This window comes from Lentihominibacter faecis (genome assembly GCF_014306095.1).
Lineage (GTDB): Bacteria > Bacillota > Clostridia > Peptostreptococcales > Anaerovoracaceae > Lentihominibacter > Lentihominibacter faecis.
The window spans coordinates 1-18,914 of record NZ_JACRWC010000050.1; the positions used below are offsets into that span (position 1 = coordinate 1).

19 protein-coding genes, 1 tRNA gene and 1 riboswitch are annotated in these 18,914 nt (G+C 49.5%); of the genes, 7 read left to right on the forward strand and 13 right to left on the reverse strand.

Annotated elements, in window-relative coordinates; translation table 11 throughout:
• Positions 1 to 276: 276 nt before the first annotated feature.
• The 4 genes from H8876_RS03620 to rfbD all read right to left on the reverse strand — a co-directional run bounded on the left by H8876_RS03620 (position 277) and on the right by rfbD (position 3,101).
• Positions 277 to 352 (reverse strand) — tRNA-Lys (locus H8876_RS03620).
• Between the two features lie 432 nt (positions 353 to 784).
• Positions 785 to 964, reverse strand: a complete 180-nt coding sequence (locus H8876_RS03625) for a hypothetical protein (protein WP_249286566.1) — start codon at positions 962 to 964, stop codon at positions 785 to 787.
• 4 nt (positions 965 to 968) lie between these two features.
• A complete protein-coding gene (locus H8876_RS03630) occupies positions 969 to 2,240 on the reverse strand; it encodes a dicarboxylate/amino acid:cation symporter (RefSeq protein WP_177264780.1) in 1,272 nt (423 codons plus the stop codon).
• Positions 2,241 to 3,101 carry a dTDP-4-dehydrorhamnose reductase gene (gene rfbD, locus H8876_RS03635; protein ID WP_249286567.1) on the reverse strand — a complete coding sequence of 287 codons (861 nt, stop codon included), beginning with the start codon at positions 3,099 to 3,101 and terminating at the stop codon, positions 2,241 to 2,243.
• A gap of 272 nt (positions 3,102 to 3,373) precedes the next feature.
• On the opposite strand from rfbD, the gene H8876_RS03640 reads away from it, so the two are divergent.
• On the forward strand, positions 3,374 to 4,342 hold the full coding sequence (locus H8876_RS03640; RefSeq protein WP_249286568.1) for a DMT family transporter: 969 nt from the start codon (positions 3,374 to 3,376) through the stop codon (positions 4,340 to 4,342).
• Between the two features lie 103 nt (positions 4,343 to 4,445).
• On the opposite strand, the gene H8876_RS03645 is transcribed toward H8876_RS03640, so the two are convergent.
• The 7 genes from H8876_RS03645 to H8876_RS03675 all read right to left on the reverse strand — a co-directional run bounded on the left by H8876_RS03645 (position 4,446) and on the right by H8876_RS03675 (position 9,290).
• A complete protein-coding gene (locus H8876_RS03645) occupies positions 4,446 to 5,051 on the reverse strand; it encodes a thiamine phosphate synthase (RefSeq protein ID WP_249286569.1) in 606 nt (201 codons plus the stop codon).
• Positions 5,044 to 6,252: a 2-iminoacetate synthase ThiH gene (gene thiH / locus H8876_RS03650; RefSeq protein WP_249286570.1), complete on the reverse strand. Its 1,209-nt coding sequence runs from the start codon at positions 6,250 to 6,252 to the stop codon at positions 5,044 to 5,046. Before thiH ends, H8876_RS03645 begins: the two co-directional genes overlap by 8 nt.
• A gap of 19 nt (positions 6,253 to 6,271) precedes the next feature.
• Positions 6,272 to 7,042, reverse strand: a complete 771-nt coding sequence (locus H8876_RS03655; protein ID WP_249286571.1) for a thiazole synthase — start codon at positions 7,040 to 7,042, stop codon at positions 6,272 to 6,274.
• Position 7,043: 1 nt separating this feature from the next.
• Complete coding sequence (gene thiF / locus H8876_RS03660) at positions 7,044 to 7,706, reverse strand: sulfur carrier protein ThiS adenylyltransferase ThiF (protein ID WP_249286572.1); 663 nt, start codon at positions 7,704 to 7,706, stop codon at positions 7,044 to 7,046.
• Positions 7,707 to 7,709: 3 nt separating this feature from the next.
• Positions 7,710 to 7,904: a sulfur carrier protein ThiS gene (gene thiS, locus H8876_RS03665; protein WP_249286573.1), complete on the reverse strand. Its 195-nt coding sequence runs from the start codon at positions 7,902 to 7,904 to the stop codon at positions 7,710 to 7,712.
• Positions 7,905 to 8,085: 181 nt separating this feature from the next.
• Positions 8,086 to 8,194: riboswitch (TPP riboswitch) on the reverse strand.
• Between the two features lie 57 nt (positions 8,195 to 8,251).
• The gene (locus tag H8876_RS03670; protein WP_249286574.1) at positions 8,252 to 8,863 is read right to left on the reverse strand and encodes a lactate utilization protein; all 612 of its coding nucleotides are present in this window, start codon (positions 8,861 to 8,863) and stop codon (positions 8,252 to 8,254) included.
• 118 nt (positions 8,864 to 8,981) lie between these two features.
• Positions 8,982 to 9,290: a hypothetical protein gene (locus H8876_RS03675; protein ID WP_249286575.1), complete on the reverse strand. Its 309-nt coding sequence runs from the start codon at positions 9,288 to 9,290 to the stop codon at positions 8,982 to 8,984.
• A gap of 222 nt (positions 9,291 to 9,512) precedes the next feature.
• Between H8876_RS03675 and H8876_RS03680 the strand changes: the two genes are divergently transcribed.
• The 6 genes from H8876_RS03680 to H8876_RS03705 all read left to right on the forward strand — a co-directional run bounded on the left by H8876_RS03680 (position 9,513) and on the right by H8876_RS03705 (position 16,563).
• Positions 9,513 to 10,289 (forward strand): enoyl-CoA hydratase-related protein, encoded by a 777-nt coding sequence (locus tag H8876_RS03680; RefSeq protein ID WP_249286576.1) that lies wholly within the window; start codon positions 9,513 to 9,515, stop codon positions 10,287 to 10,289.
• Between the two features lie 47 nt (positions 10,290 to 10,336).
• On the forward strand, positions 10,337 to 11,299 hold the full coding sequence (locus H8876_RS03685; RefSeq protein WP_249286577.1) for a DMT family transporter: 963 nt from the start codon (positions 10,337 to 10,339) through the stop codon (positions 11,297 to 11,299).
• A gap of 87 nt (positions 11,300 to 11,386) precedes the next feature.
• Positions 11,387 to 13,705, forward strand: a complete 2,319-nt coding sequence (locus tag H8876_RS03690) for an FtsW/RodA/SpoVE family cell cycle protein (RefSeq protein WP_249286578.1) — start codon at positions 11,387 to 11,389, stop codon at positions 13,703 to 13,705.
• On the forward strand, positions 13,702 to 15,063 hold the full coding sequence (locus H8876_RS03695) for a penicillin-binding transpeptidase domain-containing protein (RefSeq protein WP_249286579.1): 1,362 nt from the start codon (positions 13,702 to 13,704) through the stop codon (positions 15,061 to 15,063). Before H8876_RS03690 ends, H8876_RS03695 begins: the two co-directional genes overlap by 4 nt.
• A 27-nt stretch (positions 15,064 to 15,090) precedes the next feature.
• A complete protein-coding gene (locus H8876_RS03700; protein ID WP_249286580.1) occupies positions 15,091 to 15,351 on the forward strand; it encodes a TIGR03905 family TSCPD domain-containing protein in 261 nt (86 codons plus the stop codon).
• A 15-nt stretch (positions 15,352 to 15,366) separates the two neighbouring features.
• Entirely contained in the window at positions 15,367 to 16,563 is a 1,197-nt protein-coding gene (locus tag H8876_RS03705; RefSeq protein ID WP_249286581.1) for a cation diffusion facilitator family transporter, read from the forward strand.
• 73 nt (positions 16,564 to 16,636) lie between these two features.
• On the opposite strand, the gene H8876_RS03710 is transcribed toward H8876_RS03705, so the two are convergent.
• Positions 16,637 to 17,470, reverse strand: coding sequence for a deoxyribonuclease IV (locus H8876_RS03710; protein WP_249286582.1), 834 nt, complete (start codon positions 17,468 to 17,470; stop codon positions 16,637 to 16,639).
• Positions 17,471 to 17,490: 20 nt separating this feature from the next.
• Positions 17,491 to 18,825, reverse strand: coding sequence for an oxygen-binding di-iron domain-containing protein (locus H8876_RS03715; protein WP_249286583.1), 1,335 nt, complete (start codon positions 18,823 to 18,825; stop codon positions 17,491 to 17,493).
• Positions 18,826 to 18,914 lie beyond the last annotated feature (89 nt).

Sequence of the window (18,914 nt, forward strand, 5' to 3'; positions counted from 1 at the left end):
ACAGCAAACTATCTGTGGGATACTCCCGTAGGAGCCGATGAAAACAGCGTTTTTTCAAAAAATGAAAGAGGCTCTGAAATCCTTGGAGTATCCTCCACCCCAACATTTTTAACAGAGCCGTTTTTTTCAAAAAATGAAAGAGGCTCTGAAATCCTTGGAGTATCCTCCACCCCAACATTTTTAACAGAGCCATACTTCGCACGCTATGCGTGTTCAGCACGGGCTTATAGCCCAAAAAACATGAAAATAGAGGGTTGCTATCAACCCTCTATTAATTGGTACACCATCAGGGGTTCGAACCCTGGACACCCTGATTAAGAGTCAGGTGCTCTGCCAGCTGAGCTAATGGTGCACATCGTATTGATTTGTTTTATGCTGACCGCTGTCAACGAAAATAATCTTATCACTTTATACTGTCAATGTCAAGGATATTTTTCGCTTATTTTTTTCTTTTTTCAACTATTCTTTTTGCTGAGTTTGGGGTGCTGATTCATCAGCTACCTAAATCTTCGTTTTTGCTTTTTGGAGCAGGCAAATCGAGAATTAGTGCAAACGTTCTGTGCGATTTGATGCATGGTATTCTGTCAGGAGTACAACTTTAAGCATGGTAGTCAGAAAAAATGCAATATCGATCAAAAAGCAGTGAAAGCTGCTTTGCAGGAATTCTACAAAACTGCTTCCCAAAATCCTTATTTGAGGAATTAGTATCAAAGCACTACGGCCTCGATCGAACATTTTCTCGAAACAGTATGGCAAAACCTTCGATTCGAAGATTTTGCAACGTTCAACCGTCTGACAGAGCCGGCAGCGCCCGGCATCCCGACAACAGAGCTGACAGAGCCGGCAGCGCCCGGCATCCCGGCAACCGAGCTGACTGAGCCGGCAGCGCCCGGCATTCCAGCAACCGAGCTGACAGAGCCGGTAGCGCCCGGTATTCCGACAAGCCGCCAGGGTTTCCGCTCAAAGCCTTAATCTCTATTAAAAATACTCCGATCCAGCTCTTTGTTCTGCGATGAAACTATAGTGGTGCAGACCGCATCGCCGGTAATGTTTACTGCCGTCCGAAGCATATCTAAAATACGGTCGATCCCCATTATGAGTGCGATGCCTTCTGTCGGAAGTCCAACTGAGGTCAATACCATGGCCAGCATGATCAGGCCAACCGACGGAATCCCTGCCGTTCCTATGGATGCGATCATCGCAGTTGCAATAACGGTCAAAAGCTGGGCCGGGGTCAGTTCCATGCCGTACACCTGCGCAATGAAAATAACCGCCACACCCTGCATTATCGAGGTTCCATCCATATTGATAGTCGCTCCCAGCGGGATCGTAAAGGATGAGATTTTCTTGGAAACCCCTATTTTTTTATCCAGTGTATCGATGGAAAGCGGAATGGTCGCATTGGATGTTGCCGTCGTAAACGCAAACATCATTACAGGAGAAAACCTTTTCAAAAAACGCAGCGGATTGAGCCGAGTGAAAACAAACAGCAGCAGCTGATACACCACCAGACACTGCACTGCCAGCGCCAGGGTAACGGCTCCCATATATTTTAGCATCGGCAGGAAGGCATCGAATCCGATCTCAGCAAACGTTTTGGCGATCAGACAGAATACGCCGATCGGGGCCACCTTCATAACAGCCATCGTCATTTCCATCATCAAATCGTTGAACTGTGCGAAGAAATTAGATAACGTACTTGCCCTGTTGCCCATCTTAGCCAGCAGCACACCGATAAACAGCGCAAACACTATGATAGGGAGCATATCTCCATTCGCCATTGCACCGATCGGATTTTTCGGAATGATATTCAGTAGTGTATCTGCCATAGAGACCTGCTCCGTATTGCCGATATCAGCTTTGCTCACATTTTCCATGGCAACGCCCGTTCCCGGATCGATCATAAGCGCGATCCCCAAAGCCACTATAATGGCAAGTGCCGTCGTGCACAGATAAAACAAGATCGCTTTGCCGCCGACCTTCCCCAGCGTCTTTGTATCACCGATGGACATGCTTCCACACACCAGCGAACACAACACCAGAGGAACGACCAGCATCTGCATTAGCCGAATAAATCCCTGTCCAAGAACATAAAATACACCGCCTACCAGGATCGTGTCCCTGAAATAGCCTTCCTTTAAAAAATAGTGAACGCAGACCCCGCAGATCGCTCCCGCCAGCAACGCGATAAAAATCTGCGTGGACAGCCCCATCTTCTTTTTTTCCGTTCCGATTTCCATTTACCGTTCTGCTCCTTCCAACTCATCAAAATATTCCCGCAAAGCTTCTTTCCAGTGCATTGGCTCATAGACATGATCCAGCCGGAGCATCATATTGTTCAAAACAGAATACATCGGACGCAGATCCTCCGCCGCTTCTCTGGACAGCAACGTCAGCCTGTCAGATTTACCGGCATATTCCAAAATCGTCTTTGCAAACTCAAAACGCGTGCAGCGTCCCGTACCCGTCACATGATATACGCCATACAGATCGCGTTCAATGAATACACGGATCGCCCGTGCCAGTTCTGCCGCACTGGTAGGCGATGAAATTTCACTTGCAGAAACTCTCAGTTCTCCACCTTTCTCCGCCGCATCCAGCACGCGAGAAACATAATCCTTTCCGATCCCGTATACCCAGGAGCTTCTTATGATCGTATACTTCCTGCAAAGGCTGGACACCAGCTGTTCCCCTGCGTACTTGGATTTGCCGTATACCGACCGTGGAGCCGTGTGATCAAATTCCGACCATACAGCTGTCAGTCCGCTTCCGAACACATCATCCGTCGAGAGCTGGATCAGCTTCGCCTCATATGCATCTACTTCGATTGCCAGATTTCTTGCGCCCAGCGCGTTTACATGATACGCCTCATCCGGGTACATTTCACACCGCTTTACATCAGTAAGGCCCGCACAATTGATCACTACATCCGGTCTTGTGATCCTCATATAGGAATTCACGCTTTCCTGATCAGTAATATCCACATCATCGATATCCGTTTCAAACAGCTTATACTGCCGTTCATCCAGAAGACGCATCAGCGCTTTCCCCACTCGGCCTTTTGCCCCTACGATCCAGATCGTTTTCATTTCACTGCTCATCGTACCGTTCCTTCTTTCTCCTATCTCCAAATATTTAAAAATACACATGAAAAAAGCAACCGTCCTTCCGGTCTGGTTACTTCCTGGTCACTTGCTTTGACTGATCCCGCATGTATCAGTCCTTTACAATATACTGTACCCTTCTTGAAATGTCAACACTTGCATTTTTCCGGTATCTGCCTTCCGGAATGTATATTGACTTTTCGGATGCAAAAACTATATTATAATAGGAAGCGCTCTTTTGAGGGAGCGGAGTTTGCAAAACAAGGAGCATGATCAATAAAACTATGACGACGGAAAATTATGAACAAAAGCATGGTCTGGGGCATATGGCGGCGATATTCACCATACTGCTTTGGGGCACGACATTTATTTCTACAAAAATACTGCTGAGGGATTTTGCTCCGGTGGAGATTTTGATCATCCGGTTTGTGATGGGGCTGATCGCTCTGGTCATAGCCTGTCCAAAGCCCATCCGCGGCACTACACTGCGCCAGGAACTGACCTTCGCAGGAGCAGGTCTTTCAGGGATCACCCTGTACTATCTGCTGGAAAATATCGCTTTGACTCATACGACGGCATCTAACGTAAGCGTCATCGCGTCCGTCGCGCCGTTTTTCACGGTTCTTCTCTCCTATGCGGTGTCCCGCGGCAAAGAAAAGCTGCGGGTGATGTACTTCGTGGGATTCGCCATTGCCATGACAGGCATCTGCATGCTCAGTTTTTCCACGACGAAATTCCAGGCAGAACCTCTCGGAGATCTCCTTGCTCTCATCGCTGCTGCCGTATGGGCATTTTACTCCATCCTGACACGCAGGATCAGCGGCTACGGCTTCAACACGATCCAGGTGACGCGAAAGATCTTCGCATACGGCATCTTATTCATGATACCGGCATGGTTTCTTACGGATTGCCATCTGGAACTTTCCCGGTTCGCAGATCCTGTAAATCTGAGCAACATGCTGTTTCTGGGCCTGGGAGCATCGGCCGTCTGCTTCGCGACGTGGAATTTCGCCATCAAACATCTGGGTGCAGTGGAATCCAGCGTCTATATCTATGCCATCCCGCCGATCACGGTCATCGCAGCTGCTATCGTGCTCCACGAGCAGATGACGGTTTTCAGTCTTGCGGGGATCGTGCTGACTTTAGCCGGTCTGGTTCTTTCGGAGCTGAAGTTTGGCAAAAAAGATACGAGTGAAGAAAAAGAGGAAAATAATGAAAAAACGGAGTCTGAAAATTGACAGACTCCGTTTTGATGTTTTTTTATATTGTTGATGTATTTTATCTCCAGAGCCACATGTGTATGGCACTTCAACGATTCCTTTGTTATTTTTTTCACATTTCTCACAGCCGCATCATTCCCGACATGATGCATGCTCCCGCAGCTCCCCGCGCCATCATCTCATCAAGCTGGCCGCTTCCGATCTGCACACCGCCAATACCGTACACTGGGATCTGCACTGACTGACACACTTCTTCAAGGAAATCCAGTCCGCGCGACGGCACTCCTGCTTTACAATCCGTCGCATAGATGTGCCCGGCCGTCAAATAGTCTGCACCAAGCCGTTCCGCTTCCTGTGCTTCCGAAACGCTGTGGATGGACGATCCCAGGATCTTGATGCCGTCAGGTTTTCCGCCTTCTTTCTGCAAAGCCGCCAGCGGCAGATGGAGATAGGGATGTTCCAACTGCAAAGCTGCTTTTGTGAACGTATGAAGTACGCACCGCACACCATGCTCCCGGCAAATCGTCAGCGCGTCCTTTGCAAAAAACAGGTAGTCATCCTCCATCAAGTCTTTTTCCCGTAAGATAACAGCCTTCGGGTGATGCCGACAGATGCGCTCTAGCTGCTCCGGGAAAGGCCGCTGACATAGATGCCGGCTGGTTACTGCAATCAAGTGATCGAACTTCCGGCATCCGGTGCTCCCGCCGTGCTCCGCCATCCTACACATAAATATAGTCCTTCATCACAGGCTGCAGGTGATTGTCCAGAAGTGACTGATAAACTTCCTCTACATTGCGGCCGTCGGCGATCTCAAACTGATCGTCGCCCTGATCCTCCACATCAGAGCCGTGACTTCCGATCCCGGTGCTGACGCCGGCGGATATTTTCGTTGCTGCGATCTTCACCAGGTTATCCCTCACTCGCTCACATTCTCTCGTCGAGACTGTGATGCTGGCAAAAGGCAGCAGCAGTCTGTAAGCGCATGTCACCTGCAAAAGCTGCCGCTCATGGACATCCATAGGATCGATCTTGTCGTTGTTTATGATAGGTCGCAGCCGCGGGATGGAGAATGCGATTTCCGCATGAGGATATTTACGCTGCAAAAGATATGCGTGACATCCTGTTGCAAAGGCATCTTTGCGAAAATCGTCCAGCCCCAGCAGTGCTGCAAAGCCGACGCCACGCATACCACCTCGAATGGCACGTTCCTGTGCATTGAGACGATACGGAAAGATCCGCTTGTGACCTGCCAGATGCAGAGTTTCGTATTTATCGGAATGATAGGTTTCCTGAAAAACAGTCACATAATCCGCCCCGCATTGGTGAAGATACTTGTATTCATCCGTGTTCATCGGATACACTTCCAGACCGATGACCTTGAAGTATTTTCTAGCGATCTTGCAGGCTTCCCCGATGTATTCCACGTCGGATTTTGCACGGCTTTCTCCCGTAAGTATCAGGATCTCCTGCAGGCCAGTCTTAGCGATAGCTTCCATTTCCCTCTCGATCTCTTCTTCGTTGAGACGCGCGCGCCGGATTTTATTATGGCAGTTGAATCCACAATAAATGCAGTAGTTCTCGCAGTAGTTGGAAATGTAGATCGGTGTGAACATGCACACGCTGTTACCAAAATATTTCTGCTTTTCCTGTTGCGCTTTCTGTGCCATTTCCTCTAAAAACGGCAGTGCCGCAGGGGATAATAACGCTGCAAAATCTTCAAGACTGCGATGCTCCGCTGCAAGCGCCCGCTTCACGTCTTCCGCCGTATATTTGCTGTAATCATACTCTTTCATCGCGGATATCACCTGCTCTTCCACAGGGGAGTCCTCTAAAATCTCCATACCCGGCAGATATGCCATATGATCTGTCCGCTCCTGCTGCAGTGCCTTTCGCACGTCGTCATTCATGATACTGTCGTTAAATTCCATACGTTTCGTGCTCCCTTCTTTAATCCTGCAAAAATCCCGTCAGAGGGGAAGATGCACTGGAGCCTTTTTCCAATACGCGCCCGGTACCGGCAAGGTACGCACTGCGTCCCGCTTCAATAGCCTTTCGGAATGCTCCTGCCATCTCTTCAATATTGCCAGCCGTTGCGATGGCTGTATTCGCCATAACTGCGGCAGCCCCCATTTCCATAGCTTCACAGGCCTGAGACGGTTTGCCGATCCCTGCATCCACGATGATCGGAAGATCGATCTCATCGATCAGGATCTGGATGAATTCTTTCGTGCAAAGCCCCCGGTTGGATCCGATCGGTGCTCCCAGCGGCATCACGCATGCCGCCCCGGCATCCACAAGATCACGTGCTGCGTTAAGATCAGGATACATGTATGGCATGACCACAAAGCCTTCTTTGGCGAGGATCTCCGTCGTCCTGATGGTTTCCTGATTGTCCGGCAGCAGATAGCGTGAATCCCTGATCACCTCCACCTTGACGAAATCCCCGCACCCCAGTTCTCTGGAAAGGCGAGCGATCCGCACCGCCTCCTCGGCGCTTCGTGCTCCCGACGTGTTGGGCAGCAGGGTGATCCCTTCCGGAATATAGTCTAAAATATTTGCAAGCCCGCCCTCGTTGGCGCGACGGAGCGCCAGCGTAATGATCTGTGCTCCTGCCTGCTCGATACAAGCCTGTACCAGTTCCAGGGAAACTTTCCCGGAACCCAGAATAAAACGAGACGTAAACTCATGTCCTCCTAATATCAGTTTATCTTCTTTCATTTTATACATCCTCCTCTCCCAGCAGCAGCCGGGTAATCATATTGGCTTCATGGGTCGCGCACAAAGCTGCCCGCGGCGCCATCAGCCCTTTTCCGTAGGTGCTCACCGTCACCTCATCTCCGCAAAGATAGAAATTCTTTGATACGCGCCGCGTGCGGATGAGATTGCTGCTCTCATATCCTGCGAGACCTGATGCTGCGATCAGCTTTTTCTCCGGAAAATGCTCCAGGATCCCGCTTACCAGCATAGCCTTGTACTCCGGCACATCAAAAGCTTCACAGACGATTTCGTCCTCCTGGAACAATTCCTCGATATTCTCATCTATGATCTTCACCGTATCCAATCTGATGTCTAAATACGGGTTTATCCTCTGCAAAGTCTCCGACAGAGCCTCCGTCTTATACCGTCCCACCTGATCCAGAAAATACTGCTGACGATTCAGGTTGGTCAGATCCACCCGGTCAAAATCCAAAAGGTGCAGATGGCCTACCCCGATCCGCGTCAGTGCAATCGCTACATTTGATCCAAGACCTCCAAGACCTGCGATGGCAACACGCCCTCGTTCCAGTTTCTGCTGCGTTTCCTCTGAATGCCGCTCAACCAGAGCTTCCCGCAACTCCCCGAAAGAAAACTTTGCTTCGTCTATCGCTTTTTCTCTATCCATAGATCAGCCACCTCCTACAAAACTTACTATTTCCAATGTGTCTCCATCTTCCAGCATCGTTTCTGCAAAGGATGCTTTCGGCAGTATGCTGCCGTTTCGCTCCATGGCGACGCGTGCGATCTGATATCCGTTTTCTTCCAGATATTCCTGCACTGTCATAGGCCGCGGCAGCGGTTTTTCTACTCCGTTTACGATCATCGTTACCCTCCTCACATTTTTATCTTATCTGATATTGATTGAAAAAAGAGTTCAGGAAAGACACACCCGCGGTGGTGTGCCCCTTCCTGAACTCTCGTTCATTCTACGTTACCGATATTCTATTTCCTGGCTTGCAAACAGCTTCTATCACAAAAATGGAGCTGCCGCAGCAACTCCATGTCATGTTTTCCACTTCTGTTCCTACGTTGGCATTATCCAAATCAGGTATCCGGGTCGAAACCTGCAGGTTTCCTCTCAGCCGGCTTCAGCCAGCTCCCCGCTTTTGTTATAGTATTATGATAGGACGGAATCCACCCCATGTCAAGTGAAATTCTTTTCCGGAACTTCTAAAATCCCAGCTCATCATTGATAAGAACCACTTCCACTTCATCGATGTCGTTCATCTTCTTCATATAAATGTTCATGGTGTTGCAGATCCGGTCAGGGCTTCCGCAGTTGTAGCAGCGGTCACCGCCTTTGGCTACACATGGCGTCCTCAGGTTGTATTTCATAGCATTTTTCGGTCCGGCCACATTTCGTGCGCGCCAGATGGCCTTCTCCAGACTTTCTTCGATCTTGCTGGTCGTAACGACAAAGTATACTTTTTTATGGCCGAACAGGGATGCCGCTACCCGGTTTCCCGTTCCGTCGATATTGACCATTTCGCCCGTTTCAGACATGGCATTTACGGAAGTCAGGTAGATCTCCGTATCCAGGCATTTCATGGCGATTTCCAGAAATTCATCATTATCCGTGCTCTGGTTCGGATCATGCACTTCGTTATGAGCTGAAAGGCGTTCATACAGCTTCATGCTTTTCATGGTGATGGAATCTCCAAAGCCGACAACTTTACCGTCTATGGCCTGATCCAGATATTTTGCAGCATCCTCCGCCTGTTCGAAATACGTAACTTTAAACCGGTTTCTCTCCAGGGATTTTATGGTTTTTTCGATATTCATAGTAAAAACTCCTTTCCTCACGGTCTTCTTTACCATCAGTATACGGAATTTTCATCAAACCACAAGTACCCACTTTTTTGTAAGTGTGCCGCATATCCTTTGCAGAAAAAACAATGTGCTACATTTCCTCCGTTGTATCCTTTACACCAGAAAGCAGCGTATAGAGTTTCGCGCCCATTCGAATGCCGCGAATATAGTAATTCATGCCTACCGTGTCTACCAGATCATCGATATCATTCCGGATTTTTACATATACACCGGCTTCCTCATCACCGTCCTCCGCAGGCGTCTCCTGTACAAGATCTCTGATTTTTTTCAGCAGATCTTCCCGCATTTTGTTTTCCGTATCAAAATTTTCTTGTTTGTTTTCGATCGCCGCAGTGATCGTATGGATATTTTCCGACAAAGTCATATCTTTTATTCCCATCTCTCGATCCTCCGTGAAATTTGACTCTTCATAGTACCTCTTGGTAACGATTTGTTATTCTATCATACCACAGTTTCCTATAAATAGCACCCGTTTTATCCCCTCGTAGTTATATTTTTTGCCCTTTGCAGTCCGGAGCGCATGTATCAGTGGAAATTTTCATGCAGATTCGCTATAATAATAGGATGGCATTTATTACGATCATGACCAGGGAGGAACATCATGTCAGAACACATTATATATCATATTGCAGACGGTATCGCAACTTTGACGCTGAACCGTCCCAAGGTGCTCAATGCTATCAACTATGACTTGCTGAAAGAACTGGATGAGCTGCTGGATCAGGCTGCTGCAGACGATTCTCTGCGCGTGCTGATCCTGACTGGAAGCGGGAAAGCTTTTGCAGCGGGAGCAGACATCGCCCAGCAGGCGGGAATGGATCAGGAGGAAGCGGCCAAATGGGGGCGGTACGGCTCCGGGATCTTCCGCAGACTGGAATGTTTCCCGATCCCGACTCTGGCAGTAGTCAACGGTTATGCGCTGGGCGGCGGATGTGAAATGGCCATGGCCTGCGATCTGATCCTGGCAGGAGAAAAAGCGAAGTTCGGTCAGCCGGAAACAGGGCTTGGGATCACCCCGGGATTTTCCGGGACGCAAAGGCTGCTTCGCAGAGTCGGCGTCAGCAAAGCGAAGGAGCTCATCTACACCGGACGCATGATCGATGCGCAGGAAGCTTTGCAGATCGGACTTGCCGATCACATCTACCCCGACGATCAGCTGCAGACAGAAGCGCTGGCTATGGCAAAAAAAATCGCAGCCAACGCACCCGTTGCCGTACGCTATGCAAAATGTGCCATCAACGAAGGGGCACAGGCAGACATCGATACTGCTATCACAATCGAGAACAAATGGTTTTCCAAATGCTTTGCTACACAAGATCAAAAGGAAGGCATGCAGGCATTCCTCGAAAAGCGCAAGGCAACATTCCTCAATAAGTAGCCTGCAAATAAAAATCATGGCTGAATGAAAAGAAAGGCGGCGAGCTCATGGCTGAAAATGGATTGAACGAAAAACAGGCAAGCAAGGTAAAGCTGTACACAGTAGCTCTGATCTACACTTTTTCCATTGGATTTTCCTTCCTTGCCATCAAAGAATGTGTCCCTTATGCTGACTCTTTGACGATTCTGGCGTACCGCTACGATTTCGCACTGCTTGGCGTTATCGTATGGTTTTCGGTATGCCGTCTTCTGGGAAAACAGCAGAAACAGCCGAAGGACAGACCAAAATCAAAGCTCTACCTGACGGCTGGATTTTATGTTGGGTTTATGATCCTGCAGATCACGGCAATGTTCTTCGCCACATCTGTAGAGGGCGCGATCGTCTTCGCAGTAGTCCCGATCTTCGCTAAAATCATCGCGCGGATATTCCTGGGAGAGAAGTCCACGATCCTGCAGAACATCTTTGTCGTGATCACCGTGGCTGCACTGATCGTCCTCATCATTCTGGAGGCCACCAATCTGACCATGTCTCTCACAGGGATCATCCTCATGCTGGCAGCCAGCATTTCCATGGCCATCAGCAATGTATTCATGCGCTATGTGCGCGGAACATTCCAGCCCATCGAAATCACGAGGACCATTGCCATCGGCGGATTCGTTTTATTCAATATTATCGTATGGATCCGGGCTGCGATCAAAGGTGATGTTCACAGTCTGCTGGATCCCGTTACACATCCGCAGTTTCTGATCTCCATAGCATTCCTGGGGATCTTCTGCATTCTCCTTTCGGCTCAATTCATGGCATATATGCTGGCCCACATGGAGATCGTGCAGTCCACTATCTTCGGGAATGCCTCTACGGCGATCTCGATCCTGGCTGGTGCCATCCTTCTGGGAGAACCGCTGACGATCCATCACATCGTCTGTGCTCTGCTGATCCTTGCCGGAGTTATCGGCCTCGCTTTAGCTCCTGCTCCTGCAGAAAACAGCGGCAAAAAACTGGGGGATTAGCTGTTTTAACGATCACAGCATCGACAAATTAACGCTTTATAATAAAGTAACCTTATGGGAAAAAGAGATTTATAGAAGGAGATTTGTATGGAATTTATGAGCAGAGCCATAGAACTGGCCGGCATCTATTTCACGACCGGAGTCAGGTGGTTTTTTCTGATCCTGTCGATCTTTATTCTGGCAAGACAGATCCGATCCCTGCTCCAGGCGCGCAACCCGTCTGAGATCTGGGCGTATTTAGGCTGCCCGGACGACACTACTGTTCCGCTGACACACTGGGAAAATCTGATCGGTCGCAGCCGAGGCTGTGATGTGATCCTGAATCTGAACAGTGTTTCACGCAGTCACGGAACACTCATCCGGGATTCCGACGGTGTCTGGAAATACAATGACCTGAACTCAAAAAACGGATCCGCCATCAATGGCGTTCCTGTTAAAGAGCCGACGATACTAAAGGCCGGTGATGTGCTCACGATCGGCGGCTCGGATTTCACATTATATCCGGTAAGTCTTGAAGAGCGGATGGCTAACATCGAAAAGCGAAAAAAGCGGACGCATCCGGTTTCACCGTGGCCGTCTCTTGTTGCCCTGACATTGTTCCAGTTCCTCATGTGCGTACAGTTCAAAGTGGCTCTTGGGGAGGACTTCCCTCCGCAGCTGCCTTTCGCAGTAGGTCTGCTGTGCATCCTTATGTGGACCTACGTCATCATTATGAGATTCTTCAAGCGAGTAGGCTTCGAAATGGAGATCATCGCATTTTATCTGTCGACCCTGAGTCTTGCGGTGACTGCTTCTGCCTATCCGTCAACGGTATTGAAACAGTCGATCTGTATCTGCCTGGGTGTAGGTCTGTTCTTCGGGCTGTGCTGGTTCCTGAGAGATCTGAACCGGGCGAAACGGATCGTATATATAATGATGGGGATCAGCGTGCTTCTGCTGATCATCAACCTGGCGTTCGGTACAACGAAATACGGTGCATCCAACTGGGTCAGCATCGGCGGGATGAGCATCCAGCCGTCCGAACTGGTCAAAATCGTGTTCATTTACGTTGGCGCCGCCACGCTGGACGAGCTGCAGCAGCGAAAAAATCTGTTGATATTCATGGGCTTCTCCGTCTTTTGTCTGGGCTGTCTTGCACTCATGGGAGACTTCGGAACAGCACTGATCTTCTTTGTCACATTCCTGGTCATCTCCTTCCTTCGGAGCGGTGATTTTTCAAAGATCATTCTGATCTTAGGAGCTTCCGGTCTGATGGGCATGATGGTGCTCCGATTCAAACCATACATATCCAAGAGATTTGACACATGGGGGCACGTATGGGACGATCCTACCGGCGGCGGCTTCCAGCAGGTACAGACCATGACGGCATCGGCCAGCGGAGGACTTCCGGGACTCGGAGCCGGCAACGGAAAATTCAGTCAGGTTGCTGCTGCTCCAACTGACCTGGTATTTGGACTGTTGAGCGAAGAATGGGGGCTGATCATTGCGATCCTGGCAGTTCTGTGCATCATCACTCTTGGAGTGTTCGCCGTGCGATCCATTATTGCAGGACGTTCCACTTACTATAGTATCGCTGCCTGTGCCGCCACATCCATGTTTATCTTCCAGACGATACTCAATGTGTTCGGCTCTGTCGATCTGCTTCCTCTTACCGGAGTCACATTCCCGTTCGTCTCGTCAGGGGGTACGAGTATGCTGGCCTCCTGGGGACTGCTGTCGTTTCTGAAGGCCGCCGATACAAGGCAAAACGCCAGCTTTGCTATACGGCTGGACAAAAAAGGAGAATTCGACAACGAACTGGAAGGCGGCGGGTTGGAAAATCCGGAAGACATTTTCGCTGCAGTCGATAGGAACCGGGGCGGTTATCAGGAAAATCGCAACTATAGAAACTACGATCATGCCCGCGCTACAGGAACTTCGGGCAGATCTGGTACTCCCGGCAGGTCTGACGCTTCAGGCAGGTCCGGGACTCCCGGCTCTCCCGGCAAACGAAGTCATGGGATACGAAACAGAAATGATGATACAACTATCATTTCCAGTACCTCTTCCCGCCCGAAGCGACAGGTAAAATACGAAAACATTTCGGATGACGAATTTTTCAATAATCTGAACAGCATCCGTCCGGGAGACAGCTTCAGCGAGCGTTATGACCGGGTTTCCCCGACTCCTTCTTCTGCAAAGAAGCCGCAGGGGCGCACATCCTCATCAGGACGTTCCGGGCAGTCCCGCACCGCAAGGCCTCAGGCTCAAAAGCCGCAGCGTCCTTCGTCGCAGCGGCCTGCAGGAAGGAGCAGCACAGTACGTCAGTCTGCTTCAGGATCGCAGACATCCCGCACGCGACCAAAACAGCAGGAGGAAAGTCAGCCGCTGACACTGGAAGATATCTTTGGAGGAGATAAAAAATGAAAAAAATAGAAAAACGAGCAATCATGTGTCTCCTGCTTGGATTTGTCCTGATCCTCGGTGTGGGCGTATTCACATACCGCTACATTGCACACGGAGACGACTGGGCTTCCTATGAAGGAAATCTTGATGTCTACGCCAGAGGCGACCTTTCCAAGGGAAGCCTCTACGACACCAACGGTCAGATCCTCATGAAAAACACATCCTCCGGCATGGAATTCAATGAGAATGCCGATGTTCGAAAAGCACTGATGCATGTCACCGGTGATAAAGACAACAATATAACGACCGGTGCCAACCGCGCCTTTACCGATGAACTGATCGGCTATAACCTGATCAACGGCGTGTATTCTCTAAACAATGCCGGAAAAGATGTCACTATGACGCTGGACGCCAATGTCTGCGCAGAAGCATACCGGGCACTTGATGGTCGAAAGGGGGCGATCGGAGTCTACAATTATGAGACCGGAGAGATCATCTGCATGGTCAGCTCTCCTACATATGATCCTCAGAATCCACCTTCTATTTCTGCCGATGACAAATCCGGCGTATACATCAACCGGTTCACCAGCTCCAAATTCCCTCCGGGATCGATTTTCAAGCTGGTAACAGCAGCAGCTTCCATCGAGACACTGGATGACGCCTATTCCTTCCAGGTACAGTGCCGTGGGAAGGAAGACTACGGCCACGGAGACAAGGTTACAGACCTGGCGACCCACGGAACAGTGGATCTGAAAAAAGCACTCGAAGTATCCTGCAATGTCTATTTCGGAAAGCTCTCCGAAAAGCTGGGCGGAGATACTTTGGAAAAATACACGAAAAAAGCAGGTCTTATGGACAGCCTGGACATCAACGGGATCCATACAGCCGCAGGGACCTTTGAGTTCCCGAGCAGCGGCGTTACCCTGGCCTGGACCGGGATCGGACAAAACAAGGATATGATCAACCCATGTGCTATGATGGTTTACATGGGAGCCATCGCCAATGACGGGACTGCGGTCCTGCCGACTTTGATCAAGCCGACTACCTTCCTCGAAAAACAGAAGGCTAAGATTCCTAAATTCGGCAAAAAAACAAAGTCCATGATCGACTCTTCAACAGCACAGTCACTGACTGAAATGATGGCAAACAATGTAGAAAACAAATACGGCTCTGACATGTTCCCCGGACTTAATGTGTGTGCAAAATCAGGGACGGCGGAAGTTGGAGGCAACAAGCGTCCAAATGCCTGGTTCACAGGATTTCTGGATGATCCAGAGCATCCATATGCATTCATCGTCCTCGTGGAGAACGGCGGACACGGTGCACAGGTGGCCGGAAGCGTAGCCAACAAGGTATTACAGAGCGCAGTCAATCGATAAAAGAAAGAATGAGGTAAGATAACAACTATGAAATATGAAGTAACACCGCAGGGAGTCTGCCCTGCAAGACTGGAATTTGAACTGGATGGAAATGTAGTGCATAACGTACAGTTCCTGGGAGGATGCAACGGCAATCTTCAGGCTGTCTCCAGACTGGTCGAGGGTCTGACCGTTGATCAGATCAAAAGCAAGCTTTTAGGGATCCACTGCGGATTCAAGGACACTTCCTGCTCCGATCAGCTGGCACGTGCTATCGTTGCGGCCGCAGAACAGGAACAGCAGAAATAGAAAGGAACATTTCCCATGGGATCACTTCTGATCAAACTGTTTATCAAAAATCCAGATAAGACCGACGATCCTGATGTGCGAGAGCAATACGGCAAATTTGCCGGCGTAGTTGGGATCGTCTCTAACCTGCTCCTTTGTCTGATGAAAGTGGCGCTCGGACTTCTTTCCCGCAGCATCGCTATCATTGCAGACGGGATCAACAATCTGGCAGATGCGTCTTCTTCCATCATCACTCTGGTAGGCTTCAAGCTGGCCGCACAGCCGGAAGATGAGGATCATCCTTATGGTCATGCTCGTATCGAATACCTGACAGGACTTTTCGTATCGATCTTTATCATCGTCATCGGGCTGCAGCTGCTCAAAACTTCCATCGACAAGATCCTTCACCCGGAACCGGTGGAATTCAGCTATTTAACAGTGGGTATGCTGGCAGCAGCGATCCTCATCAAGCTGTGGCAGTCTTTGTTTAATTCCAGCATCGGCAAGAAGATCAAGTCGGTGACCTTGACAGCAACGGCTGCGGACAGCCGAAACGATGTGATCGCAACGTCTGCGGTTCTGGCCAGCCTGCTCTTTGGCAAGTTTACGGGACTTCAGATCGATGGTTACATGGGATGTCTGGTCGCACTGTTTATCGTCTGGTCCGGCATCCAGCTGGTAAGAGAAACTTCCAGCCCGCTTCTGGGGGAAGCACCGGATCCCCATCTGGTGGAAAGCATTCGGCAGATCGTATGCAGAGATCCCAGCGTCCTTGGCATCCACGATTTGATGGTGCATAACTACGGACCCGGAAAGATCTTTGCGTCCGCTCATATCGAAATGGATGCAGGCGGCGATGTCATGACCAACCACGATATCATCGACAATATAGAGCGGCAGGTGAAGCACTCTCTTCGCATCGAATTCGTCGCTCACATGGACCCTATTAAAACCAACGATCCACAGGTGAACAAGACCAGAGCCGCCATCTCCGAAGCATTTTCGAAAATGGATGGCCTGGAAAGCATCCACGATTTTCGGATCGTGCCGGGGCCTTCCCACACCAACGTCATCTTCGACGTAGTACTGTCCCATAACTGTATCCTGACGGAAAACGATATCCGCAGCATCGCCAAACGAGCGCTGGATGAACTTGGCGACGGCCACACATATTATCCGGTCATTACTTTTGACAAAATGTACACCCACCTTGGGAACGAAGAGAATTTATAGGCACAAAAAAACGACTTCGGAGTCCTGTGAAAATACTGTAATGTATTTCGCAGATCCAAGTCGTTTTTTCCTGTCATTTTTCGTATTCCGCCCGCAGGGTCTCGATTTCTCTGGCGTATCCCGGCAGCTCGTTCGGCGTTTCCAGGATACACGGCAGCCCCTGCAGTTTAGGGTGGCGGATGACGTTTGCGATCGCTTCAAGTCCGATCGTTCCTTCTCCGATCTTCGCATGACGATCTTTATGAGAACCCGGTGGATTGAGACTGTCATTGATGTGAAGAGCATGGAGCCTTTCCAGCCCTACAATATTATCAAACTCTTCCAGCACTCCATCCAGATCGCTTACGATATCGTATCCGGCGTCGCTCACATGACACGTATCCATGCAGACGCCGATCTTATCCTTCTGCTCCACGCCGTCGATGATGGCACGCAACTCTTCAAACCTGCCTCCCACCTCGCTGCCTTTTCCCGACATGGTTTCCAGCAAAATGATCGTGCTCTGCTCTGGGCGAATGATCTTGTTGAGCAGCTCGCAGATCAGCTCGATCCCCTTCTCTACGCCCTGTCCCACATGGCTTCCCGGATGAAAATTGTAATAGTTTCCCGGCACATATTCCATCCGCTTCATATCATCTTCCATGGCAAATAACGCAAAATCACGAACCTTCTCCGTAGCCGAGCACGGGTTCAGCGTATAGGGCGCATGGGCTACCAGCTTCGCAAAATGATGCTCATCAGCCAGTTCTAAAAATCGTTTCACGTCTTCAGGATCGATATCCTTAGCCTTGCCGCCCCGCGGATTTCTGGTGAAAAACTGAAACGTATTTGCTCCGATGGAAAGGGCTTCTTCTCCCATGTGTTCGAATCCCTTGACCGAAGATAAATGACAACCTATTTGCAGCATAACATCTTCCTCTCAGCGTTTTACAGCGGCGAAAAATCCGAAGCCGGGTGTTTGCACAGCGGACATACGAAGTCGTCTGGAAGAGTGTCTCCCTCATAAACATATCCGCAGATATTGCAGACAAATCCCTTTTTCTTGCCTTCCTCAGTTTTCTTTTCTGCCGGTTCTGCCAGCTCAGCAGCAAGGTCCATGTGTCCCGGAGTCAGTTCTTTTGCCAGTGCTTCGATCTGCCCTCCGGACGCATCGTTTAACTTCGATTTGATCGTTACATTGTTTTCTGCAATCTTGATGTTCTTGGCTCCTTCAAGCTCCTTCTTCATGGCACGCATAGCAGCAGGTCCCCAGCTGCCGTTTTCGATGAATCCTACATAGCGATTCTGGAAATTACGTTCCGTCAGTTCGTCGATAAACTGCTGCATGAACGGGAACATACCGCCGTTGTACGTTGTCGTTGCCAGTACCAGACGATCGTAGCGGAATGCATCTTCTACAGCCTCAGCCATATCACATCTTGCCAGATCATTCATTTCGATGGTCTCCACACCGTTTTCTGCCAGCTCATCCCGCAGCAGTTCCGCAGCTTTTTTCGTGTTTCCATAAACGGAAGTATAGCAGATGCAGACGCCTTCTGTTTCAGGTCTGTATCCGGACCATTTATCGTAAAGATCGATATAGTATCCCAGGTCTTCTTCAAGGATCGGACCATGCAGCGGGCAGATCTTTTCGATATAAAGATCTTTCGCCTTTTTCAGCACAGCCTGCACCTGAGCGCCATACTTTCCAACGATTCCGAAATAGTACCGTCTTGCTTCGCAAGCCCAGTCTTCGTCCGTATCACGTGCGCCAAATTTCCCGAATGCATCTGCCGAGAAGAGTATCTTTTCTGTGGACTCGTAAGTCATCATGACTTCCGGCCAGTGAACCATCGGTGCAAACACGAAAGTCAGCTTGTGGCTTCCCAGATCCAGTGTTTCTCCATCCTTGACCTCTACTTTCTCTACAGAGTCAAGTTCCGGGAAAAACTGTTCGATCATAGTGAATGTCTTCTTGTTTCCAACGATCGCTGTCTTCGGATATTTTTCTGCAAAAGCATTGATGGATGCGGAGTGATCCGGTTCCATGTGCTGCACGACAAGATAGTCCGGCGTTCTTTCTCCCAGCACCTCTGCCAGATTGTCCAGCCATTCGCCCGTCTTGCTCTTGTCGATCGTGTCGAATACAACGATTTTATCGTCTACGATCACATAGGAATTATATGCCATACCGTTTGGTATGATATACTGACCTTCAAAGAGATCCAGATCATGATCATTCGCACCTACATAAAAAATAGACTCTGTTACTTTTTCTACCATAAAAAATCCCACCTTTACGAATTTATTTTCTTATTTTGAAAGCGCCTCCGATGGAGACGCTTTGGTATTGCCCGAGTTTTATTGTAACA